Here is a 24,175-nt window from a genome sequence, read left to right as displayed (position 1 = left end):
AGAGCCCCCGGCGACGGCCGGGGGTTCACTAGGAGAACCCGCAACATGACGGTTACCGCCAACCAGGTTCTGCGTCCTCGCGGTCCGCAGATCGAACGCCTTACCGACACCCGCGCCAAGGTCGTTATCGAACCCTTGGAGCGTGGTTACGGGCATACGCTGGGCAACGCCCTGCGTCGCGTGCTGCTGTCGTCCATCCCGGGCTTCGCCATCACGGAAGTCGAGATCGACGGCGTCCTGCACGAGTACACCACCCTCGAAGGCCTGCAGGAGGACGTGCTTGAAGTCCTGCTCAACCTGAAGGACGTGGCGATCCGTATGCACACCGGCGACAGCGCTACTCTGTCGCTGTCCAAGCAGGGTCCGGGTGTCGTGACCGCTGCCGATATCAAGGTCGACCACAACGTCGAGATCCTCAACACGGATCATGTCATCTGCCACCTGACCAAGGACACGGCAGTCAACATGCGCCTGAAGATCGAGCGTGGTTTCGGCTACCAGCCGGCCGCCGCGCGTCGTCGTCCGGACGAAGAAACCCGTGCCATCGGTCGTCTGGTCCTGGACGCCTCGTTCTCGCCGGTCCGTCGCGTCGCCTATTCGGTGGAAGCGGCCCGCGTCGAACAGCGTACCGACCTGGACAAGCTGGTGCTGGACATCGAAACCAACGGCACGATCGATGCCGAGGAAGCCGTGCGCACCGCCGCCGACATCCTCAGCGATCAGCTGTCGGTGTTCGGTGACTTCACCCACCGCGACCGCGGTGCGGCCAAGCCGGCCAACAACGGCGTGGATCCGGTGCTGCTGCGCCCGATCGACGACCTGGAACTGACCGTGCGTTCGGCGAACTGCCTGAAGGCCGAGAGCATCTACTACATCGGCGATCTGATCCAGAAGACCGAAGTGGAGCTGCTCAAGACCCCGAACCTCGGCAAGAAGTCGCTGACCGAGATCAAGGAAGTCCTCGCGCAGCGTGGTCTTTCGCTCGGCATGAAGCTGGAGAACTGGCCGCCGGCCGGTGTCGCCCAGCACGGCATGCTCGGCTGATCGAGTGTCACACGTTTTACCCCGCACCTTCGGGTGCGGGGGCTTTACCCGCAGCATCTCGCACCGACAGGCACCAGCCTGCGGTGACGGTCGGCCAGGAGGGCCGGCACCGGACCATCCGCAGTCCAAGCAGCAACGCCGGGAAGGCGACAGCGAAACCCAACCGATCCAACATTCTTTGAAGGAATACCCGTCATGCGTCACATGAAATCCGGCCGCAAGTTCAGCCGTACCAGCGCCCACCGCGAAGCAATGTTCAAGAACATGGCCGCGTCGCTGTTCAAGCACGAGCTGATCAAGACCACCCTGCCGAAGGCCAAGGAACTGCGCCGCGTCGCCGAGCCGCTGATCACCCTGGCCAAGGTCGACTCCGTCGCCAACCGCCGTCTGGCCTTCGCCCGTCTGCGCGACAACGAAGCCGTGGGCAACCTGTTCACCACCCTGGGCCCGCGCTACGCGAACCGTCCGGGCGGCTACCTGCGCCTGCTGAAGTGCGGTTTCCGCGCCGGCGACAACGCGCCGATGGCCTACGTGGAACTGGTTGACCGCCCGGCCGTTGCCGAAGCCGTCGAAGAATAATCTTCGACTGGCGGTACCCCAAGAATTATCTAGAAACCCGGCCTTGTGCCGGGTTTTTTGTTGACTGCTGTTTGGTGCGTGCTGCTGATTGCTGCGTAGAGCCGGGCTCTGCCCGGCTCGCTGTTGGATCCGTGCGAACAGCTGCACACGGATGATTGCGTCGGTCCGGGCGCCGCCCGGTATGGGCCTGCGGGGTCGCCGCAAGTACGTCCATGTAGGCTGCGTCGCCGCATCCATGCGGCTCAGCCCCCCGCAAACCCACACCGGGCGGCGCCCCCACGGTGTGTCGGTGCGCATGGGGCCCATCGGCCGGGCGTGGGAGGTCGCGAACTCTCGGATGCCGGGCTGTGCCCGGCGCCTCTCCGCCAGGCTGCCGGGCAGGGCCCGGCTGCTCTTCCCCAACGAAGTAGGGCCGGGCGTGCCCGGCGTGCGTCAGGTCGCGACCTCCCACGCCCAGCCATTGGGCCCCATGCGCACCGACGCAACTACGGGGCCACGTCGGGGATGGGTTTGAGGGGGGCTGAGCGGCATGGATGCCGCGACGCAGCCTACACGGACGTACTTGCGGCGTCCCCCGCAAACCCATCCCCGGCGTGGCCGGGCAGTGGAGCCCGCAGACATGCAGCTGTTCGCCCAGATACAAACAGAACAGTGCAGTCGGCAAGTGAAGCCGACATACGGCGATACGCCACAGGCCAAGCCATTCACCACCCTGTTAATCTTGGCACCTGGACATTTCACGAGTGTTGGCAATGAATCCATTGCGCTGGAATTACCGCGCCCAGTTCCTGCTGGGGTTCCTGGTCTGCGCCGCCCTGCTGGGTTACGCGATCTGGCTGCAGTTGAAGATGGGCCTCGAGCCGTGCCCGCTCTGCATCTTCCAGCGCATCGCGTTCGCCGCGCTGGGCCTGTTGTTCCTGATCGGCGCACTGCATGGCCCGCGCGACCGGCCTGGGCGGATCACCTATGGCGTGCTGGCCTTCATTGCCGCAGCCGTGGGTATCGGCATTGCCGGGCGCCACGTGTACGTGCAGATGCTGCCGCAGGACATGGGCTCCAGCTGTGGCCCGCCGCTGTCGTTCCTGAGCGAAACGATGGGGCCGTTCGAAGTGTTCCGCACCGTTCTTACCGGTACTGGCAACTGCGGCAACATCGATTGGACCTTCCTTGGCCTGACCATGCCCATGTGGAGCCTGGTCTGGTTCAGCCTGCTGGCATTGTGGGCGCTGCTGGTCAGCTTCCGCCGCGTTGCCCGCCGCCACTGATTTTCTGTTGACCCCCTCGATTGACTGGATACTGCGATGACTGCCTCCGACCGCGCCACCCCCTACGCTTCCGTGCCGACCGACTGGTCGCCCGAGAGCTGGCGCGGCCGGCCCGCGCTGCAGATGCCGACCTATCCCGATCCGGTCGCGCTTGACGCCTCGCTGCATGAACTCAAGCGCCTGCCCCCGCTGGTGACCTCGTGGGAGATCCTCGCGCTCAAGCAGCAGCTCGCCGACGCCCAGGAAGGCAAACGGTTCCTCCTGCAGGGCGGCGACTGCGCCGAGAACTTCAGTGACTGCGAATCCACCACCATCTCCAACCGGCTCAAGGTCCTGCTGCAGATGAGCCTGGTGCTGGTGCACGGCATGCGCAAGCCGGTCATCCGCGTCGGCCGCTTCGCCGGCCAGTACGCCAAGCCGCGCTCGGCCGACACCGAGACCCGCGATGGCGTCACCCTGCCGAGCTACCGCGGCGACGTCATCAACGCACCGGAGTTCACCGAAGCCGCGCGCCTGCCCGACCCGCGCCGCATGCTGCAGGCCCACGCGCACTCGGCCATGACCATGAACTTCGTGCGCGCCCTGATCGATGGCGGCTTCGCCGACCTGCACCATCCCGAGTACTGGAACCTCGACTGGGTACGGCACTCGCCGCTGGCCACCGACTACCAGAAGATGGTCTCCTCGATCGGCGACGCCGTGCATTTCATGGAGACCCTCTCCGGTGCGCAGGTCTACAACCTCAACCGGATCGACTTCTACACCTCGCACGAAGCCCTGCTGCTGCCCTACGAACAGGCGCTGACCCGCCAGGTGCCGCGCCAGCACGGCTGGTTGAACCTGAGCACCCACTACCCGTGGATCGGCATGCGCACCGCCGCACTCGATGGCGCGCACGTCGAATACCTGCGTGGCGTGCGTAATCCAATTGCGATCAAGGTCGGTCCGTCCGTGCAGCCCGACCAGCTGCTGCGCCTGATCGACGTGCTCAACCCCGACGACGAACCCGGCCGCCTCAGCTTCATCCATCGCATGGGTGCGGCGCAGATCGCCGAAAAGCTGCCGCCGCTGCTGGACGCCGTCAAGCGCGATGGCCGTCGCGTGCTGTGGGTGTGCGATGCCATGCACGGCAATACCGAAAGCACCAGCAACGGCTTCAAGACCCGTCGCTTCGACAACGTGCGCAGCGAAGTCGAACTGTCCTTCGACCTGCATGCCGCAGCGGGCACCCGCCTCGGTGGCGTACACCTCGAGCTGACCGGCGAGGATGTCACCGAGTGCACCGGTGGCGCGCGCGAACTGACCGAGCGGGACCTCGAGCGTGCCTATCGTTCTTCGGTGGATCCGCGCCTGAATTACGAACAGTCGCTGGAGATTGCGATGGCGATCGTGCGCAAGCAGGGGGGCGCGACGGCGTAAATGCCGCCGCGTGGCTGAAGTTCCGGGTTGCCCCATGGACACGCGTGGCGTGTCCCTACATGACGATCATCCCGGTTCTGGCAACGTGGTTCCCGTATTTGAATCAATGCGGGAGCACGCATGCGAGTGGACTGGCAGATGGCCTCGGCGTACCTGTGGCCGATCGGAATCGCGTTGGCGGTGGGCATCACCGGCTGGTGGCTGTTGATGCTGCTGACCCGTCGGCTCAAGGGCCGCGACTACCGGCGTGCGCGCATCGCACGCGTGATCAGCCGGCCGCTCGCCTTCGCGCTGCCGATGCTGGTGCTGATTCCCGCATTGGAAGCCACCCCGCTGGACGGGCGCTGGCTCGACCAGTCCCTGCGCCTGCTGCACATCGGCCTCACCGCCTGCTTCATCTGGCTGCTGGTGCGCGCCGTGTCCGCCGGCGAACAGGCGATCCTGCGCGACAACCCCATGGAGGTCGCCGACAACCTGGAAGCGCGTCGCATCCAGACCCAGACCCGCGTGCTCAGCCGCGTGCTGATGGGCGCGATCATCCTGGTCGGCGCATCCATGGTGCTGCTCACCTTCCCGATGGTGCGCCAGATCGGCACCGCACTGCTGGCCTCGGCCGGCATCATCGGCCTGGTCGCCGGCATCGCGGCCAAGCCGGTGTTCGGCAACCTCATCGCCGGCCTGCAGATCGCGCTCACCCAGCCGATCCGGCTGGATGACGTGGTGATCGTCGAAGGCGAGTGGGGACGGGTCGAAGAGATCGGCAGCAGCTACGTGGTCGTCCGCATCTGGGATGAGCGGCGCATGGTGGTGCCACTGACCTGGTTCATCGAAAACCCGTTCCAGAACTGGACCCGGCGCAGCGCCGACCTGCTCGGCACCGCCTTCCTGTGGTTGGACTACCGCGCACCGATCGTGGCGATCCGCGCCGAGCTCGAGCGCATCTGCAAGGGCGAGCCGCTCTGGGATGGCCGCGTCTGCGTCACCCAGGTCACCGAAACCAGCGAGCACACCCTGCAGGTCCGCCTGCTGGTCAGTGCGCGCAACTCCGGCGACGCCTTCGACCTGCGCTGCATCGTGCGCGAACGCATGCTCGATTTCCTCGCACGCGAACACCCGCAGGCGCTGCCGCGCACCCGCGCCGAGCTGCTCGAACGCCCCGATCCGCCCGCCCGCACCCCGCGTTCGCAACCGGCCGACGACGCACGCTCCCCGGGCGCCGAAGACGGGCCACCGGCGGTGGTGCCGGTGGATGAAACCGTGGGGTGACGGTTACCGCGGGGTATCGTTGCCGAAGGTTGGCGGCTTCCGCGCCCGCGTGCGCTGCTCGTAGTCGTACGCCAGCTCGATCAGCTTCGGCTCGCTCCACGCGGTGCCCGTGAACAGCAGCCCCAGCGGCAGCCCGTTCACGTGCGCCATCGGCACGCTCAGGCTGGGATAGCCCGCCACGGCGGCGGCACTGTAGTTGCCACCGGGGAACGCGTCTGTCTCGCCGGTGCGGATCGGCCAGGCCGTGCCCGTGGTCGGTGCCACCAGCGCGTCCAGCTGGTCGGCCTTGAGCACCGCGTCGATCCCCTCGGGGCCGGCCAGGCGGCGCGCCTGGGTGCGCGCGGCGATGTAGGCGGGGCTGCCCAGCCCGTCGGCCTGCGCGGCGCTCTCCATCAGGTCCTGGCCGAACAGCACCAGTTCCTTGTCGGCGTGCTCGCGGTTGTAGGCGATGATCCCGTCCAGGTCGCGTACCGGCGCCTGGTGGCGGGTCAGGTAGCGCTGCATGCCCGCCTTGAACTCGTGCAGCAGCACCACCTGTTCGGCCTCTTCCCACTGGCCCTGGGTCGGCAGCTGCACCGGCACCACCACCGCGCCGGCGTCGCGCAGCACGCCCACCGCATGCTGCAGGGCCGGGGCCACCCCGGGCAGCTGGTCCAGCGGGCCATGCAGCACCCCGATACGCGCGCCGCGCAGGCCGTCCGGGGTCAGGCGCGCGGTGTAGTCGTACACCGCCCGGCCGGGCATGGTGGCGGTCGCCGGGTCGGCGTCGTCGCGGCCGGCCATCGCGGTCAGCAGGGCGGCCGCGTCGGCCACGCTGCGGGTGATCGGGCCGGCGGTGTCCTGGCTGAAGGAAATCGGCACGATCCCGTCGCGACTGACCAGCCCGACCGTCGGCTTGAGCCCGACCACCCCGTTCATCGCCGCCGGGCAGACGATGCTGCCGTCGGTTTCGGTGCCCACCGCGGCGGCGGCCAGGTTGGCCGAGACCGCCACCGCGCTGCCACTGCTGGAACCGCAGGGCGTGTAGCCGGGCCGGTACGGGTTGCGGGTCTGGCCGCCGCGCGCGCTCCAGCCGGAAATCGACGCGCTGGCGCGGAAGTTGGCCCACTCACTGAGGTTGGTCTTGCCCAGGATCAGCGCACCGGCCGCGCGCAGCCGGGTGACCAGGAAGGCGTCGTCCGGGCGGAACCCGGTCAGCGCCAGCGAGCCGGCGCTGGTGGCCATCGGGCGTGCGCCGATGTTGTCCTTGAGCAGCAGGGGAATGCCGTGCAGGGGCCCGCGCAGCTGTCCACGGCGGCGTTCGGCGTCCAGCGCGGCCGCTTCCTTCAGCGCATCGGGGTTGAGCTCCAGCACTGCATTGAGGCGCGGTCCGGAGCGGTCCAGCCGGGCGATCCGCTCCAGGTAGGCGCGGGTCAGGGTCACGCTGTCCAGCTCGCCGGCGGCCATCGCGGCCTGCAGCTGGGTGATGTCGGTTTCCGCGTAGGCGAACGGCGCGTCCGCCGGTGCGGCCGCATGCGCCTGGTTGAACAGGTGCGCAGGCGAGGGCGTGCAGCCCGCAGAGGCCAGGGCCAGGATCAAGGCAGTGAGTGGCAGGCGCATCCGTGTATCCCCGGTACCCGTGCTCAGGCTAACCAGCGCATGCCGCGCTTGGCAACTCTCAGGCCGGCGGGTGGGCCGGACCATGGCGCTTGCGGATGTCGCGGGCGAGCACGCCGACCACGATGAGGTTGATCACCAGCACCGTCCACGAGGCCCAGCCCGGGTGGCGGATGATCGCGAAGATGTCGAACGGCAGGTAGATGCCGGCGGTGACGCAGCCCAGCCAGGAGGCCCAGGCCTTGGCGCGCCAGAGGCCCCAGGCCTCGAAAAGATGCAGGACGCCGTAGGCGACCATGGCGGCTGCGGCCAGGTGCACGGCATCGGGGCTGATCATGTTGAGCAGCGAGGGCAGGGTGCCGTGATCCGGGTCCAGGCTGAAACGCCGGATCAGGGCATTGACCCCATCGCGCAGCGGCTGTGGGCCGAGGACTTCCAGCCCGGTGGCAGCCAGCAGCGCCAGGACCGCCTTGCTGGCTTCCAGCAAGGCGATCAGGTGAAGCCCCGGATGCTTGTGAGGATCCGGGTTGTAGACGGTGTCGGTCACGAGGGTCCGATCAGCCGCGCGAGGCCTTCTTGCGGTCGCTTTCGGTCAGGAACTTCTTGCGCAGGCGGATCTCCTTCGGGGTGATCTCGACCAGCTCGTCGTCCTCGATGAAGTCCAGGGCCTGTTCCAGCGAGTACTTGATCGCCGGCGACAGCTGGATCGCATCGTCCTTGCCCGAAGCGCGCATGTTGGTCAGCGGCTTGGTCTTGATCGCGTTGACGGTCAGGTCGTTGTCCTTGGAGTGGATACCGACCAGCTGGCCTTCATACACGTTGTCGCCTTCGGCAGCGAAGAGCTTGCCGCGTTCCTGCAGCGGGCCGAGCGAGTACGCCGGGGTGGCGCCCGGGGCATTGGCGATCATCACGCCGTTGATGCGCTTGGCGATCGCGCCCTGTTCCTTCGGACCGTAATGGTCGAACACGTGGAACAGCAGGCCCGAACCCTGGGTCAGGGTCTTGAATTCGTTCTGGAAACCGATCAGGCCACGGGCCGGGATCTGGTATTCCAGGCGCACGCGGCCCTTGCCGTCCGGCTCCATGTTCTTCAGCGCGCCCTTGCGGGTGCCCAGCTTCTCCATGACGCCGCCCTGGTGCTGCTCTTCGATGTCCACCACCAGCTGTTCGATCGGCTCCATGGCCTGGCCGTCGATCTGCTTGATGATCACTTCCGGGCGCGACACGGCCAGTTCATAGCCTTCGCGACGCATGTTCTCGATCAGCACCGACAGGTGCAGTTCGCCACGGCCGGAGACCAGGAACTTGTCGGCGTCTTCCAGCTGTTCCACCTTCAGGGCCACGTTGTGGACCTGTTCGCGGTCCAGGCGGTCCTTGATCTGGCGGCTGGTCAGGAACTTGCCACCGGACAGGTCCTTGTTGCCGGCGAACGGCGAGTTGTTGACCTGGAAGGTCATCGAGATGGTCGGCTCGTCGACGGTCAGCGCCGGCAGCGCTTCCGGGGTTTCCGGGTGGCACAGGGTGTCGGAGATGGTCAGCTCCGGAATACCGGAGATGGCGACGATGTCACCGGCTTCGGCGGTGTCCTGCTCGATGCGCTCCAGGCCCAGGAAGCCCAGCACCTGCGCGACCTTGCCGTTGCGCTTCTTGCCTTCACGGTCGATCACCGCGACCTGCATGTTCTTCTTCAGGGTGCCGCGCTGGATGCGGCCGATGCCGATCACGCCCACGAAGTTGTTGTAGTCCAGCTGGCTGATGCGCATCTGGAACGGACCTTCCGGGTCCACTTCCGGCTTCGGCGCGTGCTGCATGATCGCTTCGTACAGCGGGGTCATGTCGCCGTCGCGCACGCTGTCTTCCAGGCCGGCGTAGCCGTTCAGGGCCGAGGCGTAGACGATCGGGAAGTCGAGCTGCTCATTGGTGGCGCCGAGCTTGTCGAACAGGTCGAAGACCTGGTCGATCACCCAGTCCGGACGCGAGCCCGGGCGGTCGACCTTGTTGACCACCACGATCGGCTTGAAGCCCATCGCGAAGGCCTTCTGGGTCACGAAGCGGGTCTGCGGCATCGGGCCGTCCATCGCGTCGACCAGGATCAGCACGGTGTCCACCATCGACAGCACGCGCTCCACTTCGCCGCCGAAGTCGGCGTGTCCGGGGGTGTCGACGATGTTGATGCGGTTCTTGATCCCGGTCCGCTTGTCTTCCCAGGTGATGGCCGTGTTTTTGGCAAGGATCGTGATGCCACGCTCCTTTTCCTGGTCATTGCTGTCCATCACGCGCTCGGCGAGCACGGTGCGCTCGGAGAGGGTGCCGGACTGCTTGAGCAGCTGGTCGACGAGGGTGGTCTTACCGTGGTCGACGTGGGCGACGATGGCGATGTTGCGAAGATTTTCGATAGACATGCGAAAGGGGGCCAGTCGGCGCCGGATTTGGAAAAAGAAGTCCATCATTATACGGCTTTCATGACAGAACGCGAAAAGGCCCGTCCGCGCATTCAGGTGGAGCCCCGGACGGCCGCCCGGCACCGCCCGTTCATCCATCGTCGGGGATGCCCGATCTGCTGCCGGGTGTAGAATCAGGGGGCTCAATACACCCCCGAATTCCCAAGGATCCACATGTCCCTTATCGCTACCTTCGACACCACCCAGGGCCCGATCAAGGTCGAGCTGTTCGCCGACAAGGCGCCGCTGACCGTGGCCAACTTCGTGAACCTGGTCAAGAAGGGCTTCTACGACGGCCTGATCTTCCACCGCGTGATCGCCGACTTCATGATCCAGGGCGGCTGCCCGCAGGGTCGTGGCACCGGCGGCCCGGGCTACAAGTTCGAAGATGAGAAGAACGGCGTGAAGCACCAGGTCGGTTCGCTGTCCATGGCCAACGCCGGCCCGAACACCAACGGCAGCCAGTTCTTCATCACCCACATCAAGACCGATTGGCTGGACGGCAAGCACACCGTGTTCGGCCAGGTCCTGGAAGGCCAGGCCATCGTCGATTCGGTCAAGCAGGGCGACGTGATCCATTCGATCACCCTGGAAGGCGACACCGACGCCGTGCTGGCCGCCCAGGCCGACCGCGTCGCGGAGTGGAACAAGATCCTCGCCGCCTGATCCACTCCCATACAGCTTTTTAGCAGAGGAAAATCCCCATGAAAGCACCTGTTCGTGTTGCCGTGACCGGCGCCGCCGGCCAGATCGGCTACGCCCTGCTGTTCCGCATCGCCTCCGGCGAAATGCTCGGCAAGGACCAGCCGGTCATCCTGCAGCTGCTCGAGCTGCCGGTCGACAAGGCCCAGGCCGCCCTGCGCGGCGTGATGATGGAACTGGAAGACTGCGCGTTCCCGCTGCTGGCCGGCATGGTCGGTACCGATGACGCCGAAGTGGCATTCAAGGATGCCGACATCGCCCTGCTGGTCGGCGCGCGTCCGCGCGGCCCGGGCATGGAGCGCAAGGACCTGCTGCTGGAAAACGCCAAGATCTTCACCGCGCAGGGCGCGGCGCTGAACAAGGTGGCCAGCCGCAACGTGAAGGTGCTGGTGGTCGGCAACCCGGCCAACACCAACGCCTACATCGCCATGAAGTCGGCGCCGGACCTGAACCCGCGCAACTTCACCGCCATGCTGCGCCTGGACCACAACCGTGCGCTGAGCCAGCTGTCGTCCAAGCTGGGCAAGCCGGTCGGTGGCATGGAGAAGCTGGTGGTGTGGGGCAACCACAGCTCGACCATGTACCCGGACTACCGCTTCGCCACCGCCCACGGCGCCTCGATCGCCGATGCGATCAACGACCAGGAATGGAACGCCAACACCTTCATTCCGACCGTGGGCAAGCGCGGCGCGGCGATCATCGAAGCGCGCGGTTCGTCCTCGGCTGCCTCGGCCGCCAACGCCGCCATCGATCACGTGCGCGACTGGGTGCTGGGCAGCAACGGCAAGTGGGTCACCATGGGCGTGCCGTCCGACGGTTCCTACGGCATTCCGGAAGGCGTGATCTTCGGCTTTGCGGTCACCACCGAGAACGGTGAATACACCCTGGTCAAGGACCTGCCGGTCGACGACTTCAGCCAGAAGTACATCGACAAGACCCTGGCCGAGCTGGAAGAAGAGCGCGCCGGCGTCGCCCACCTGCTGGGTTGATCGGTTCGCACTGCGAAAGATGGAACGGGGACGCTTCGGCGTCCCTTTTTCATATCCGGCATACCATGGCGGCATGATCCACCTGCATTACCTCGATGACGCCCTGCTGGTCGTGGAAAAACCCGCCGGCCTGCTCTCCGTGCCCGGCCGCCTGCCGGAAAACCAGGACTGCGTGATCGCGCGCCTGCAGGCGCTGTATCCCGACGCATTGACCGTGCACCGGCTCGACCAGGTCACCTCCGGGCTGCTGCTGCACGCACGCGGCAAGGCGATGGAAGCGGCGCTGTCGGTGCAGTTCCAGCAGCGCCAGGTCGGCAAGCGCTACCAGGCGGTGGTGGAAGGCGTGCTGGACCGCGATACCGGCGAGGTCGACCTGCCATTGATCGTCGACTGGCCGAACCGGCCGAAGCAGCGCGTGGACCATGAAACCGGCAAACCCGCACTGACCCGCTGGCAGGTGCTGGCCCGCGACCTCGAGGCAGGCCGCACCCGCGTCGAGCTCGAGCCGGTGACCGGACGCAGCCACCAGCTGCGGCTGCACATGGCCAGCCTCGGCCATCCCATCGTCGGCGACGTGCTGTACGGCGCCGCACCGGCGGCGCGCGTGTACCTGCACGCCTGCAGCCTGCAGTTCACCCATCCGCTGACCGGGCAGGCCATGCGCTTCGACTCGACCGTACCCTGGTAGTGCCGGCCGCCGGCCGGCAACCACGCACGCGTGCCGTACGACCAAGGTCGGACGGTCTGCCGGCTGCCATCGGACTATGCTCGATCCCATGGCTTTGTCTGGGAGGGCTGTCATGCGTTACGAAGATGTCTACCGCCGATCGGTCGAGGAACCTGAAGCCTTCTGGGCCGAGGAAGCGCACCGCATCTACTGGCACGTGCCGCCGCAACAGGTGCTGGACTACAGCAACCCGCCGTTCCGTCGCTGGTACGTCGGGGGCCAGACCAACCTCTGCTACAACGCGGTCGACCGTCACCTGGCCGAGCGCCCGGACCAGCTTGCGCTGGTGGCCATTTCCACCGAAACCAACGTCACCCGCGAAATCACCTATCGCGAGCTGTACCGCGAAGTGAACGCGTTTGCCGCGGTGCTGCAGCGCCTGGACGTGCAGCGCGGCGACCGCGTGGTCATCTATATGCCGAACATGGCCGAGGCGGTGTTCGCGATGCTCGCCTGCGCGCGCATCGGCGCGATCCACTCGGTGGTGTTCGGTGGTTTTGCCGCGCACAACCTGGCGCTGCGCATCGATGATGCCGCGCCCAAGCTGCTGATCGCCGCCGACGCCGGCAAGCGCGGTGGCAAGGTCATTCCGTACAAGGCCATGGTCGACGCGGCCTGTGCCGAAGCGCAGTCGCCGCCGCCGCATGTATTGATCGTGTCGCGTGGTCTGGACCCGGCCGAACCGAAGGTGCCCGGCCGCGACGTCGACTACGCCACCCTGCGCGACGAAGTGGGCGACCAGGACGTGCCGGTGGTGTGGCTGGAATCGAGCGAGCCCAGCTACCTGCTGTACACCTCCGGCACCACCGGCAAGCCCAAGGGCGTGCAGCGCGATGTGGGCGGCTATGCAGTGGCGATGGCGCAGTCGATGGAAACCGTGTTCGACTGCAAGCCGGGCCAGGTGATGTTCTCCACCTCGGACGTGGGCTGGGCCGTCGGCCATTCCTACAACGTGTACGGCCCGCTGATCGGCGGGTGCACCTCGCTGTTGTACGAAGGATTGCCGACGAATCCCGACCCGGGCATCTGGTGGGCGCTGTGCGAACAGTACGGCGTGCGCACGCTGTTCTCCTCACCCACCGCGATCCGCGTGCTGAAGAAGCACGACGCCGATTTCATCAAGCGCCACGACCTGGCCGCACTCAAGTATGTGTTCCTCGCCGGCGAGCCGCTCGACGAACCCACCGCGCACTGGATCAACGACGCGCTCGGCAAGCCGATCATCGACAATTACTGGCAGACCGAAACCGGCTGGCCGGCGTTGACCCTGCTGCCCGGCGTGGACCTCAAGCCGGTGCGTTTCGGATCGCCCGGTTTCCCCAATCTCGGTTACCGGATGAAGGTGATCGACGAGAACACCGGCGCCGAAGTGCAGCCGGGGCAGAAGGGCGTGCTGGTGATGGTGCCGCCACTGCCGCCGGGCTGCATGAGCACGGTCTGGAATGACGACGCGCGCTTCCTGCAGAGCTACTTCAGCCACTTCAAGGAGCTGTTGTACAGCTCGCTGGACTGGGCGATCCGAGACGAGGACGGCTACACCTTCATCCTCGGCCGCACCGACGATGTGATCAACGTGGCCGGGCACCGGCTCGGCACCCGGGAAATCGAAGAGTGCATTTCCGGGCATCCGCTGGTGGCCGAAGCCGCGGTGATCGGGGTCAAGGACGAACTGAAGGGCCAGGTGCCGCTGGTGTTCGTCACCCTCAAGCAGGCCGTGGGCGAGGAGGGCGCCGCAGTGGTCGCCGAAATGATGCAGCGGGTCACCCAGAGCCTGGGCGCGGTGGCGCGCCCGGCGCACATCCACCTGGTCAACGCCCTGCCCAAGACCCGCTCCGGCAAGCTGCTGCGCCGCTCGCTGCAGGCCCTGGCCGAACACCGCGACCCCGGCGACCTGTCGACCCTGGACGACCCGGGCGCGCTGGACGAGATCCGACGCGCGCTGGGGCGCTGACGCCACGGGGCCCGGGCATGCAATGCCCGGGTCACCGGCCCTTGATGCGTTGCACCAACCCAATGTATGAACGTCGGTTAAGCTTCGGGGGCAATGTGCCGAACCTGCCGATGGCAGCTGCTCGGGGGAGTAGGCGATCGCAAGGGGGCGTACCTCCGGGCTCAGATGTCCGGGAAGGGCGTGGCAGCAGAAGTGGGACAGGGGGAATACATGGCGTACATCCATGCCAAGACGGCCGCTGGCCGTCAGGAAATCGAAGATCGTGCGCGTCGGCTGCTGCCGGGGCTGCGCTCCATTCTGCTGATGGTCGATGGTCAGCGTGATGACAATGAACTGACGGCCATGTTGCCGGGGCTGCGCGCGCCGGATGACGCGCTGCTGCAGCTGGCAGAGATGGGGTTGATCGAAGTGGTCGGCGGCGCGCTGGCGCCGAGCGCGCCGCGCGCGCTCACCGCCGGTCGCGAGCAGGACCCGCTGCTGTACAAGCAGCTGTATGACTGGATGAGCGAGTCGGTGCGAAAGCACCTGGGCCTGAAGGGCTACTTCATGCAGCTCAAGATCGAACGCTGCACCGACGCGGCCGGACTGGAAAAGCTGTGGCCGGACATGGCAGCGGCGGTGTCGAAGGCGAAGAGCCCGGCGCTGGCCAACCGCTGGATGGAGGAGACCCGCGCGTTGCTGCAGAGCGACGCGCAACCGGCCTGAAACGAACGAAGCCTCGGCACACCGGGCTTCGTTCGCGGGGGCGCTTTATTGCAGGCCTTCGGCCTGCAGGACCGCCTTCACGCCCGCGTCGGCTTCCATGCGGGTCTTGAACGCGGCCAGGTTGTCCAGGCCGCTGAGGTCGATCTTGGCGGCGGCCGCCCAGCGCAGGGTGATGTAGAAGTACGGGTCGGCGTAGCTGCGGAAACCGGCCAGCCAGGGCTTGTCGGCGAGCTGGCGGTTGGCGGTTTCGAACAGGCCGCGCAGGCGCTTGCGGGCGGCGTCGCGGACCGCGTCGTACTGCGCTTCGTCGCCGATGAACTTGCCCGGCCCGAACAGCGGCGAGAACGCCGGGTGCACGTCCGAATTGACGAAGGCCAGCCAGCGGTTGGCTTCGGCACGCTGCTGCGGGCTGCCGTCGCCGGCCAGCCCGGCCTGCGGGTAGCTGTCGGCGATGTAGCCCATGATGGCCGAGTTCTGGGTCAGCACGAAGCTGCCGTCGACGATCGCCGGTACCGCGCCAGCCGGGTTGATCGCCAGGAACGCCGGGGCCTTCAGCGTGTCCTTGTCGAGCAGCTCCACCTCATAGGGCTGGCCGGTCCACTGCAGGGCGATATGGTCGGCGGTGGAGCAGGCTCCGGGCTTGCTGTACAGCTTCATGGGGAACTCCGTCGGATTGCGGGAAAGTTGAACGGCCCACTATTCCAGAGCCGCCTCCGCATCCTCAACGGTATGGCCGTAACAGACCGTTACGACGCGCGTGGCTTGAGTTTCTGCACGCGATAGAAGGTGTGGTCGCCGATGGTGGCCACCTGGTAGGCGTTGCGCCAGCTCGGGTTGGCGATCGACAGCGCCGCGAAGTGGCTGGCCCCGGGCACGATCTCCTTGCGCTCGCCGGCCGGCAGGGCCCAGTTGCGCTCGGCATCGAAGGCCACGGTCATGGCTTCTTCCCAGGCATCGCTGTTGGCCAGCTGGGTGCCGGGCGCGACGATGGTCGGGGCGAACTGCTTGCGCGCGGTCACCACCTTGCACATCGAGTCGCCCCACAGCCCGCTGTCCAAGCGGCGCAGTGCCACTTCCGCAACGGCTTGCTGGCCGCGCAGGGTCTGGTCACGCGCTTCGAGGTAGACGGTCGTGCTCAGGCACAACGAATCGGCGGCCGGCTGGGGCAACAATTGCGACAGCCAGAGTATCCAGGCCAGTTTCATGTATCTCCTTGCTCCGTATGGGCCGCACCTGGCTGTCCATCCGATCAACGGGACGGGGCGGGGGGTACGACTTGGCGTCATGGGGAGGCGGCCATCGGGGCCGCCCGTAAGCAGCTCCCGAAAGACGTGGGGGCCGCGCGCTCACTCGAACTGGGTGGTGAGCGGGAAAGTTGGCGCACGATAGGGGGGGATTTCGCAACGCATCCTGAACCGGAAAGCTTGACATTCAGGTTCAGGGGTGGGGTCATTTGAGCCGTAGTGCCGGCCGCCGGCCGGCTCCAGGCAGGTCCCACACCGCGCAGAGCCGGCCAGCGGCCGGCACTACGTCAAAGCTCGGCGGCCAACCGGCTGCCCTGGTTGATGGCGCGCTTGGCATCCAGTTCGGCGGCCACGTCCGCGCCGCCGATCAGGTGCGCGTCCACGCCCGCCGCCTGCAGTGCGGCGTGCAGGTCGCGGCGCGGTTCCTGGCCGGCGCAGATCACCACATGGCTCACCGGCAGGGTCTGTTCCTGGCCGTCGATGCGGATCCGCAGGCCGCCGTCGTCCACGCCCAGGTACTCCACGCCGCCGAGCATCTTCACGCCCTTGGCCTTGAGCGTGGCGCGGTGGATCCAGCCGGTGGTCTTGCCCAGCCGTGCGCCCGGCTTGCCGGGGCTGCGCTGCAGCAGCCAGACCTTGCGCGCCGGCGCTTCCGGTTGCGGCCGGGCCAGTGCGCCACGGGCCTCGAAACTCGGGTCCACCCCCCATTCGGCCATCCAGCGCGCCGGGTCCAGCGCCGGCGAAGGCCCTTCGTGGACCAGGAACTCGCCCACGTCGAAGCCGATCCCGCCGGCGCCGATGATCGCGGCCTCCGGGCCGACCTGCACCCGGCCCAGCAGCACGTCCAGGTACGTGACCACCTTGGGGTGGTTGGCGCCGGGGAAGTCGACCTCGCGCGGGCGGATGCCGGTGGCCACCACCACCGTGTCGAAGCCGGCCAGGGTGGCCACGTCGGCCTGTGTGTCGAGCTTCACGGTGACGCCGGTTTCCTCCAGCTTGTGCTGGAAGTAGCGCAGCGTTTCGTGGAATTCCTCCTTGCCCGGAATGCGCTTGGCCACGTTGAACTGGCCGCCGATCTCGCTGCCGGCATCGAACAGGGTGACCGCGTGGCCGCGCTCGGCGGCCACCGCGGCGCAGGCCAGCCCGGCCGGGCCGGCACCGACCACGGCGATCTTTTTCGGCGCGCTGGTCGGCCGGTACACCAGCTCGGTTTCATGCACGGCGCGCGGATTGACCAGGCAGCTGGCGGTCTTGTTCTCGAACACGTGGTCCAGGCAGGCCTGGTTGCACGCGATGCAGGTATTGATCGCCTGCGCACGGCCGGCGCGGGCCTTGTTGGCCCACTCCGGGTCGGCCAGCAGCGGGCGTGCCAGCGACACCATGTCGGCGCCGCCGCCGGCCAGGATGCGCTCGGCCACGTCGGGCATGTTGATCCGGTTGGTGGCGATCACCGGCAGCTGCACGTGCGGCTTGAGCTTGGCGGTGACCCCGGCGAACGCCGCGCGCGGCACCGACGTGGCGATGGTCGGTACCCGCGCTTCGTGCCAGCCGATGCCGGAGTTGATCAGGGTGGCGCCGGCCGCTTCGATGGCTTTCGCCTGCTGCACGATCTCGTCCCAGTTGCTGCCGTCCTCGACCAGGTCGACCAGCGACAACCGGTAGATGATGATGAAATCCGGGCCGCAGGCTTCGCGGATGCGGCGCACGATCTCCACCGCGAACTGCATGCGGCGGCCTGCATCGCCGCCCCAACGATCGCTGCGCAGGTTGGTGCGCGGCGCGATGAATTCGTTGATCAGATAGCCTTCCGAACCCATCACCTCGACGCCGTCGTAGCCGGCCTCGCGGGCCAGCCGCGCGCTGCGTGCGTAGTCGGCGATGTGCCGTTCCACCCCGCGCGAAGACAACGCACGCGGCGTGAACGGGTTGATCGGCGCCTTCTTCTTCGACGGCGCCACCGACAGGGGGTGGTAGGCATAGCGGCCGGCATGCAGCAGCTGCAGGCAGATCTTGCCGCCGTGGTCGTGCACCGCGCCGGTGAGCTGGCGGTGCGGGCCCACTTCCCATGGCCACGACAGCTTGCCGCCGAACGGCTTGAGCCAGCCGACCACGTTGGGCGCGTAGCCGCCGGTGACGATCAGCCCGACTCCGCCGGCCGCGCGTTCAGCGAAGTACGCCGCCAGTCTGGGGAAATCGCGTGCGCGGTCTTCCAGCCCGGTGTGCATGGAGCCCATCAGCACCCGGTTGCGCAGGGTGGTGAAGCCCAGGTCGAGGGGGGCGAAAAGATGCGGATAGGCGGTGGATTCGGCGGCTGGCGACATGTCGATACGCTTGCGTACGGAAGGCGGGCAGGGTGCCGCGAATGGCCCCCACGCGCAAGGGCCTTCGACATACCGGTAGCGCCGGCCGTTGGCCGGCCCTCGCATGACCTGGCGACCCCATGAGCCGACCAGCGGCCGGCACTACGGTGAAACCCGGATCACCAGCCCTCCAATACGATCTTCCCGGTCACCCCACCGCCCTCCAGCAACCGGTGCGCTTCGCGCAGGTTGGCCGCATTGATCGTGCCCAGCGAGGTATGCGCGGTGCTGCGCAGTTCCCCGGCGTCGACCAGGCTCGCCACGCGGCTGAGGATGCGATGCTGCTCGATCATGTCCGCGGTCTGGAACCGCGAGCGCGCGAACATGAATTCCCAGTGGATGCCGATGCACTTGGCCTTGTAGGGATCGCCGATCCGCAGCGGCCCGCGCGGTTCCACCACCAGTCCCACATGTCCCTGCGGAGCCAGCAGTTCGCCCAGCACTTCCCAATAATGGTCGGTGTCGGCCAGGTTCAGCGCCACCTCCACCTGCGCGATACCGAGCGCCTGCAGCTGCGCCGGCAAGGGCTGGCGATGGTCGACCACATGGTCGGCGCCCATCCGTCGGCACCATTCCGCCGAATCCTCGCGGGATGCGGTGGCGACCACGGTGAATCCCGCGTGGCGCGCCAGCTGGATCGCGATCGAACCCACGCCACCGGCGCCGCCGATCACCAGCAGCGTCTGCCCGACGTGGCGTCGATCATCGAAGTGCAGCGGCATGCGTTCGAACAGCAGCTCCCACGCGGTCAGCACGGTCAACGGCAACGCGGCCGATTCGGCGAAATCCAGCGTGGTCGGCTTGCGTCCGACGATCCGCTCATCCACCCACTGCAGCTGTGCGTTGCTGCCGGGGCGGGTGACATCGCCCGCGTAATACACCTCATCGCCCGGCGCGAAGGCAGTGACCTGCGCGCCGACCGCTAAAACAGTGCCGCAAGCGTCAAAACCGAGAATGCGCGGTGGCGACACCTCACCCGCACGCGGCGCACGCTGCTTGGTGTCCACCGGATTCACCGACACCGCGTGAACGCGCACGAGCAGGTCGTGCCCCTGCGGCGCTCCCGGTTCAGGAATGACGAGATCGCGCAGCGCGTCAGGGTCGTCGATGGGCAGGTAGCGGGTCAGTCCTACAGCGTTCATATCGGCTCCTGGAGAGGTGAAACACGTTCATCATAGGGACGCTTTCAAACCTGTTTTTGAGCTGAATCGCGACACACCGCCGAATTGCATCAAATACTGTAGCGAGTCGTTGAAATCTTTGGGAAAGTGCCCAAAACCCTTGTCATTGTTGGGCCTTGCGGAAATTCACCAACCTGTATAGGGTGCCTCCAGCTGGACCGGTGGAGGTCTGGCGGTCGATTTCACATGTTATGTGACCGTTAACATCGCCTTCACTCCCCTGAGCATAATGTTCGCGGCGGTGGCGTGCTGAATCGGCAGTCTTAACGACGCAGTAGTGCTGGCCCATGCCTCTACCGGTTTCATACCCCCGAAATAGGAGCTGTATTACATGAACAAGAAGATCCTCACTGCCGCGCTGCTGGGCGGCCTGGCGTTTGCCCAGGCAGCTTCGGCGCAGTCGTCCTTTGATGACCGCTGGTACCTGACCGGTTCGGCGGGCTTCAACTTCCAGGATAGCGACCGTCTGACCAACGATGCTCCGTTCGTGACCCTGGGCCTGGGTAAGTTCGTCAGCCCGAACTGGTCGCTCGATTTCGACCTGAACTACCAGAACCCGAACTTCGACGCCAACCAGGATCTGAACTGGAGCCAGTACGGCGCGTCGGTCGATGCCCGTTACCACTTCATCCAGGACGGCCGTGGCTGGAACCCGTACCTTCTGATGGGCCTGGGCTACCAGAAGTCGGAAGAAGAGTTCGACAACTTCCCGTCGCCGGACAGCCCGGGTGAGCGCAAGGACGGCAACTTCGCCGCCAAGGTCGGCGTCGGCCTGCAGACCACCTTCGAAAAGCGCGTTGCAGTCCGTGCCGAAGTGGCTTACCGCGGTGACTTCGACGACAAGAGCATCGCTGCTCCGGACGAAAGCTGGTTCGGCGACGTGCTGGCCTCGGTCGGCGTCGTGATCCCGCTGGGCCCGCCGCCGGCTGCCCCGGTTGTCGCTCCGCCGCCGGCTGCTCCGAGCTGCGCCGACCTGGATGACGACGGTGACGGCGTCAACAACTGCGACGACAAGTGCCCGGATTCGCAGCCGGGTCAGACCATCGGTCCGGACGGTTGCCCGGTGCCGGTCTCCATCGACCTGAAGGGCGTCAACTTCGACTTCGACAAGTCGAACCTGCGTCCGGACGCCGTGGCGATCCTGAGCGAAGCCACCCAGATCCTGGTGCGTTACCCGGACCTGCGCGTCGAAGTGGCTGGCCACACCGACCTGTGCGGCAAGGAAGACTACAACCAGAAGCTGTCCGAGCGTCGTGCGACCACCGTGTACAACTATCTGACCCAGAACGGCGTTGCTGCCAGCCGTCTGACCGGTCCGATCGGTTATGGCGAGAGCCGTCCGCTGGAGCAGACCCCGCAGACCTTCCCGGCCTGCAAGAGCGAGAAGAACCGTCGTACCGAGCTGAACGTCCAGAACTGATCGTTCGGGAACATCAGCCTCAGGACAGGGCCCGGCAATGCCGGGCCCTGTTTTTTTGCGTGCGTTCCAATAAATTGGAATTAAATTCAACAAGTTGCCGTATTCATTGAATGTGGGATCTTGAAAGCGGTTGTGGCGCTGTTAAACTCGGTGCGTCACCCTCTTTCCTGGATGCATCCCATGCTGCGTATCGCACTGGCCGCCGCCCTCGGCCTGGCCCTGGTTCCCACCGCTTACGCAGCCGTGGATTGCTCGGCCACGGCTACCGCCGTAGCGCCGCTGCCGCTGCCGGCCACCGCGATCGCACCGGTCGCCAACGAGCTGTACATCCGCAACGTGCAGCTGGGCATGCCGGCGGGCGTGCTGACCTCCAACTTCGACCAGCAGCAGTCGCTGGACCGCGTGCTGCAGCGCCTGCGCATCGACGGCTGCCAGAACATCGCCAAGGCGATGCCGGGCGCACCGGCGGTGAAGCCGAACGATCCGGCCGCCTACAAGCCGCAGACCGAATTCGACAACACGCCGTGGCGCTTCGACATGAGCCAGAACGGCAAGCGCATGACCGCCGAGGAATTCGACGCCTGGATGAAGGCCAAGGGTGTGCGCGTGGTCAAGGCGCGCCCGGCACCGGCAGCTGCCGCCGCTCCGGCCCCGGCTGCCCCGGCTGAAACCAAGCCGGAAGGCAAGAAGTAAGACCCGCGCGCTGCGACCGATGAGCACCCGTCGGCCACCCGCGGCGCCTCCTGATCGACCACGCCGCGACCCGCGGCGTGCGTCCACCCCGGCCAGAGCCGGCACCGCACGCGCCCCCGATGCACCGCGCCACGGGCTGGCGCGGGTACTGTCCAAGGCCGGGCTGTGCTCACGCACCGAGGCCGCGCGCTGGATCGCCGACGGCCGGGTCACGGTCGACGGCCGCACCATCAACAACCCGGAGTTCCCGATCGTCGACGGCCGCCATGTGGTCCGCGTCGACGGCCAGCCGCTGGGCAGCGCCCGGCGCATCCACATCATGCTCAACAAGCCGCGCGGACTGGTCACCACCGCGCAGGACGAGCGTGGCCGCGACACCGTCTACCGCTGCTTCGACGGTGCTGGCCTGCCGTGGCTGGCCCCGGTGGGGCGCCTGGACAAGGCCAGCGAGGGGCTGCTGCTGTTCAGCAACGATCCCGAGTGGGCGGCCCGCCTGACCGATCCGGAAACCGGGCCGGACAAGACCTATCACGTGCAGGTCGACGTCATTCCCGATGAGACCCAGCTGGCCGCGCTGCGCGCCGGGGTCGAGGACGACGGCGAGTTCCTGCGCGCACGCGCGGTGCGGTTGCTGCGCAGCGGGGAAAAGACCGCCTGGCTCGAAGTGGTGCTGGAAGAGGGCCGCAACCGGCACATCCGCCGCCTGCTGGCGGCCTTCCAGATCGGTGTTCTACGTTTGGTAAGGGTAGGGATCGGCCACTTGGCACTGGGGACGCTGGGCAAGGGCGCCTGGCGCGAGCTGCAGCCGCACGAACTGGAGTTGCTCCACACCACGGCCGGAAGTGCCGTGGTCGCATCGTAGTGCGTGGCCCGCTGGGGAGCGGGCGCACCACCGGGCAAGGGACGGCCTGTCGTTTACCGACTGACCACTACCGGGAGAAGTGTCATGCAAACCCTCGTCAATCGCCGCCCCGTGCTGGGCGGTGCATGCCTGTTGCTGCCAGCCTTGTTGCTGAGTGCCTGCAGCGGTCATAAACAGGCGGCCAGAACGACGCCGCCGGTCACCGACAAGGTGGTCGAGATCCAGTTGCCGGCCACTGAGCGCGATGGGCGCGGCGCCTACCGGTTCCACATGAGCAACGGCGAGAAGCGCATGACCGCCGAAGAGTTCGACGCGTGGATGAAGGCCAACGGGATTCGCGTGGCGAAGGGCAATCCGACCGCGACCACCCGGAACAAATGACGTAGAGCGGGGCTCTGCCCCGCTCCATGGTGCGCCGCCGTTACGCCTTGATCACACCCAGCTCCACGCCGATGCGGGTGAACGCATCGATCGCGCGGTCCAGGTGCGCGCGGGTGTGCGCGGCGCTGATCTGGGTGCGGATCCGCGCCTGGCCCTTGGGCACCACCGGGAAGAAGAAGCCGATCGCGTAGATGCCTTCTTCAAGCAGGCGCTGCGCGAACTTCTGTGCGAGCGGGGCGTCGTACAGCATCACCGGGCTGATCGGGTGCACGCCCGGCTTCACGTCGAACCCGGCTGCGGTCATCTTCTCGCGGAAGTACGCGGTGTTTTCCTGCAGGGTGGTGCGCAGGTCATCGGCGCTGGCCAGCATGTCGAAGGCCTTGATGCCGGCGGCGACCACGTGCGGCGGCAGCGAGTTGGAGAACAGGTACGGGCGCGAGCGCTGGCGCAGCAGCTCGATCACCTCGGCGCTGGCGGTGGTGAAGCCGCCCAGTGCACCGCCCATGGCCTTGCCCAGGGTGCCGGTGATGATGTCGATCCGGTCCAGCACGCCCTTGACCTCGGCCGAGCCGCGGCCGGTGGCGCCGAGGAAGCCGGTGGCGTGGCATTCGTCGATATGCACCAGTGCGTTGTACTTCTTCGCCAGCGCGGTGATCTCATCGAGCGGGGCGATGAAGCCGTCCATCGAGAACACGCCGTCGGTGGTGATCAGCTTGGTGCGGCAGCCGGCGGCGTCGGCGGCCTGCAGCTGCGCTTCCAGGTCGGCCATGTCGCAGTTGGCGTAGCGGAACCGCTTGGCCTTGCACAGGCGCACGCCGTCGATGATCGAGGCATGGTTGAGCGCATCGGAGATGATCGCGTCGTTCTCGCCCAGCAGCGGCTCGAACAGGCCGCCGTTGGCGTCGAAGCAGGCCGCGTACAGGATGGTGTCCTGCTTGCCGAAGAAGCCGGCGATCTGCTGTTCCAGCTGCTTGTGCAGGTCCTGGGTGCCGCAGATGAAGCGCACCGAGGCCATGCCGAAGCCGTGGCTGTCCAGCGCGTCCTTGGCCGCCTGGATCAGGTCGGGGTGGTCGGCCAGGCCCAGGTAGTTGTTGGCGCAGAAGTTCAGCACCTGGCGACCGTCGTCCAGGGTGATCTCGGCCGACTGCGGGCTGGTGATGACGCGCTCGGACTTGAACAGGCCCTGGGCGCGGATCGCCTCCAGTTCCTCAACATAGTGCTGGGTGAGCGGGGCGGTCTGGGCGTCGGTCATGGCAGGCGGTCATCGGCACGGGAAAGCCGGGATTTTACCTGCCCGGGCCGTTGCCCGGGGCGGTCAGTGGTGGGACCCGGGGCAGGGCGGGCGCGCAT

Annotated in this window: 22 protein-coding genes; 14 read left to right on the top strand and 8 right to left on the bottom strand. The window is 66.9% G+C overall.

What is annotated here, in order from left to right; translation table 11 throughout:
* Positions 1–45: 45 nt before the first annotated feature.
* The 5 genes from rpoA (at position 46) to C2U58_RS01570 (ending at position 5,573) form a co-directional block, all read left to right on the top strand.
* Positions 46–1,044, top strand: coding sequence for a DNA-directed RNA polymerase subunit alpha (rpoA, locus tag C2U58_RS01590; protein ID WP_068849481.1), 999 nt, complete (start codon positions 46–48; stop codon positions 1,042–1,044).
* A gap of 195 nt (positions 1,045–1,239) precedes the next feature.
* Positions 1,240–1,623: a 50S ribosomal protein L17 gene (gene rplQ, locus C2U58_RS01585; RefSeq protein WP_070208998.1), complete on the top strand. Its 384-nt coding sequence runs from the start codon at positions 1,240–1,242 to the stop codon at positions 1,621–1,623.
* 752 nt (positions 1,624–2,375) lie between these two features.
* Entirely contained in the window at positions 2,376–2,888 is a 513-nt protein-coding gene (locus C2U58_RS01580; protein WP_102944241.1) for a disulfide bond formation protein B, read from the top strand.
* A gap of 36 nt (positions 2,889–2,924) precedes the next feature.
* A complete protein-coding gene (locus tag C2U58_RS01575) occupies positions 2,925–4,307 on the top strand; it encodes a 3-deoxy-7-phosphoheptulonate synthase class II (protein ID WP_102944240.1) in 1,383 nt (460 codons plus the stop codon).
* A 120-nt stretch (positions 4,308–4,427) separates the two neighbouring features.
* A complete protein-coding gene (locus C2U58_RS01570; RefSeq protein WP_172448039.1) occupies positions 4,428–5,573 on the top strand; it encodes a mechanosensitive ion channel domain-containing protein in 1,146 nt (381 codons plus the stop codon).
* Between the two features lie 3 nt (positions 5,574–5,576).
* On the opposite strand, the gene C2U58_RS01565 is transcribed toward C2U58_RS01570, so the two are convergent.
* Genes C2U58_RS01565 through typA form a run of 3 tightly spaced genes read right to left on the bottom strand, consistent with a single transcriptional unit; the run spans position 5,577 to position 9,571 of the window.
* Positions 5,577–7,172, bottom strand: a complete 1,596-nt coding sequence (locus C2U58_RS01565; RefSeq protein ID WP_102944238.1) for an amidase — start codon at positions 7,170–7,172, stop codon at positions 5,577–5,579.
* 58 nt (positions 7,173–7,230) lie between these two features.
* Positions 7,231–7,716 (bottom strand): DUF2127 domain-containing protein, encoded by a 486-nt coding sequence (locus C2U58_RS01560; protein WP_102944237.1) that lies wholly within the window; start codon positions 7,714–7,716, stop codon positions 7,231–7,233.
* 10 nt (positions 7,717–7,726) lie between these two features.
* On the bottom strand, positions 7,727–9,571 hold the full coding sequence (gene typA, locus C2U58_RS01555) for a translational GTPase TypA (RefSeq protein ID WP_070207582.1): 1,845 nt from the start codon (positions 9,569–9,571) through the stop codon (positions 7,727–7,729).
* Between the two features lie 213 nt (positions 9,572–9,784).
* On the opposite strand from typA, the gene C2U58_RS01550 reads away from it, so the two are divergent.
* The 5 genes from C2U58_RS01550 to C2U58_RS01530 all read left to right on the top strand — a co-directional run bounded on the left by C2U58_RS01550 (position 9,785) and on the right by C2U58_RS01530 (position 14,684).
* The gene (locus C2U58_RS01550; RefSeq protein WP_102944236.1) at positions 9,785–10,276 is read left to right on the top strand and encodes a peptidylprolyl isomerase; all 492 of its coding nucleotides are present in this window, start codon (positions 9,785–9,787) and stop codon (positions 10,274–10,276) included.
* Between the two features lie 38 nt (positions 10,277–10,314).
* On the top strand, positions 10,315–11,301 hold the full coding sequence (locus C2U58_RS01545; RefSeq protein ID WP_102944235.1) for a malate dehydrogenase: 987 nt from the start codon (positions 10,315–10,317) through the stop codon (positions 11,299–11,301).
* Between the two features lie 73 nt (positions 11,302–11,374).
* On the top strand, positions 11,375–11,989 hold the full coding sequence (locus C2U58_RS01540; RefSeq protein ID WP_102944234.1) for an RluA family pseudouridine synthase: 615 nt from the start codon (positions 11,375–11,377) through the stop codon (positions 11,987–11,989).
* Positions 11,990–12,101: 112 nt separating this feature from the next.
* Positions 12,102–13,979 carry a propionate--CoA ligase gene (gene prpE, locus C2U58_RS01535; protein WP_102944233.1) on the top strand — a complete coding sequence of 626 codons (1,878 nt, stop codon included), beginning with the start codon at positions 12,102–12,104 and terminating at the stop codon, positions 13,977–13,979.
* Positions 13,980–14,189: 210 nt separating this feature from the next.
* The gene (locus tag C2U58_RS01530; RefSeq protein ID WP_102944276.1) at positions 14,190–14,684 is read left to right on the top strand and encodes a hypothetical protein; all 495 of its coding nucleotides are present in this window, start codon (positions 14,190–14,192) and stop codon (positions 14,682–14,684) included.
* 45 nt (positions 14,685–14,729) lie between these two features.
* Here C2U58_RS01530 and C2U58_RS01525 read toward each other — a convergent pair whose 3' ends face one another.
* The 4 genes from C2U58_RS01525 to C2U58_RS01510 form a co-directional block, all read right to left on the bottom strand.
* Entirely contained in the window at positions 14,730–15,341 is a 612-nt protein-coding gene (locus tag C2U58_RS01525; RefSeq protein WP_102944232.1) for a glutathione S-transferase N-terminal domain-containing protein, read from the bottom strand.
* Between the two features lie 89 nt (positions 15,342–15,430).
* The gene (locus C2U58_RS01520) at positions 15,431–15,889 is read right to left on the bottom strand and encodes a cell wall hydrolase (RefSeq protein WP_070207575.1); all 459 of its coding nucleotides are present in this window, start codon (positions 15,887–15,889) and stop codon (positions 15,431–15,433) included.
* 326 nt (positions 15,890–16,215) lie between these two features.
* Positions 16,216–18,249 (bottom strand): NADPH-dependent 2,4-dienoyl-CoA reductase, encoded by a 2,034-nt coding sequence (locus C2U58_RS01515; RefSeq protein WP_102944231.1) that lies wholly within the window; start codon positions 18,247–18,249, stop codon positions 16,216–16,218.
* A 158-nt stretch (positions 18,250–18,407) separates the two neighbouring features.
* On the bottom strand, positions 18,408–19,430 hold the full coding sequence (locus tag C2U58_RS01510) for a zinc-binding alcohol dehydrogenase family protein (RefSeq protein WP_102944230.1): 1,023 nt from the start codon (positions 19,428–19,430) through the stop codon (positions 18,408–18,410).
* Between the two features lie 370 nt (positions 19,431–19,800).
* Between C2U58_RS01510 and C2U58_RS01505 the strand changes: the two genes are divergently transcribed.
* From C2U58_RS01505 to C2U58_RS01490, 4 genes are all read left to right on the top strand, one after another.
* Positions 19,801–20,889: an OmpA family protein gene (locus tag C2U58_RS01505; protein WP_102944229.1), complete on the top strand. Its 1,089-nt coding sequence runs from the start codon at positions 19,801–19,803 to the stop codon at positions 20,887–20,889.
* 180 nt (positions 20,890–21,069) lie between these two features.
* On the top strand, positions 21,070–21,582 hold the full coding sequence (locus C2U58_RS01500) for a hypothetical protein (protein ID WP_102944275.1): 513 nt from the start codon (positions 21,070–21,072) through the stop codon (positions 21,580–21,582).
* Between the two features lie 19 nt (positions 21,583–21,601).
* A complete protein-coding gene (locus C2U58_RS01495) occupies positions 21,602–22,444 on the top strand; it encodes a pseudouridine synthase (RefSeq protein WP_102944228.1) in 843 nt (280 codons plus the stop codon).
* Between the two features lie 84 nt (positions 22,445–22,528).
* The gene (locus C2U58_RS01490; RefSeq protein WP_102944227.1) at positions 22,529–22,825 is read left to right on the top strand and encodes a hypothetical protein; all 297 of its coding nucleotides are present in this window, start codon (positions 22,529–22,531) and stop codon (positions 22,823–22,825) included.
* Between the two features lie 40 nt (positions 22,826–22,865).
* On the opposite strand, the gene kbl is transcribed toward C2U58_RS01490, so the two are convergent.
* Positions 22,866–24,077 carry a glycine C-acetyltransferase gene (gene kbl / locus C2U58_RS01485; RefSeq protein ID WP_102944226.1) on the bottom strand — a complete coding sequence of 404 codons (1,212 nt, stop codon included), beginning with the start codon at positions 24,075–24,077 and terminating at the stop codon, positions 22,866–22,868.
* Positions 24,078–24,175: the final 98 nt, after the last annotated feature.

This window comes from Stenotrophomonas sp. VV52, from assembly GCF_002893095.1.
Lineage (GTDB): Bacteria > Pseudomonadota > Gammaproteobacteria > Xanthomonadales > Xanthomonadaceae > Stenotrophomonas > Stenotrophomonas aracearum.
This window is presented reverse-complemented; position numbering and strand designations above follow the sequence as displayed.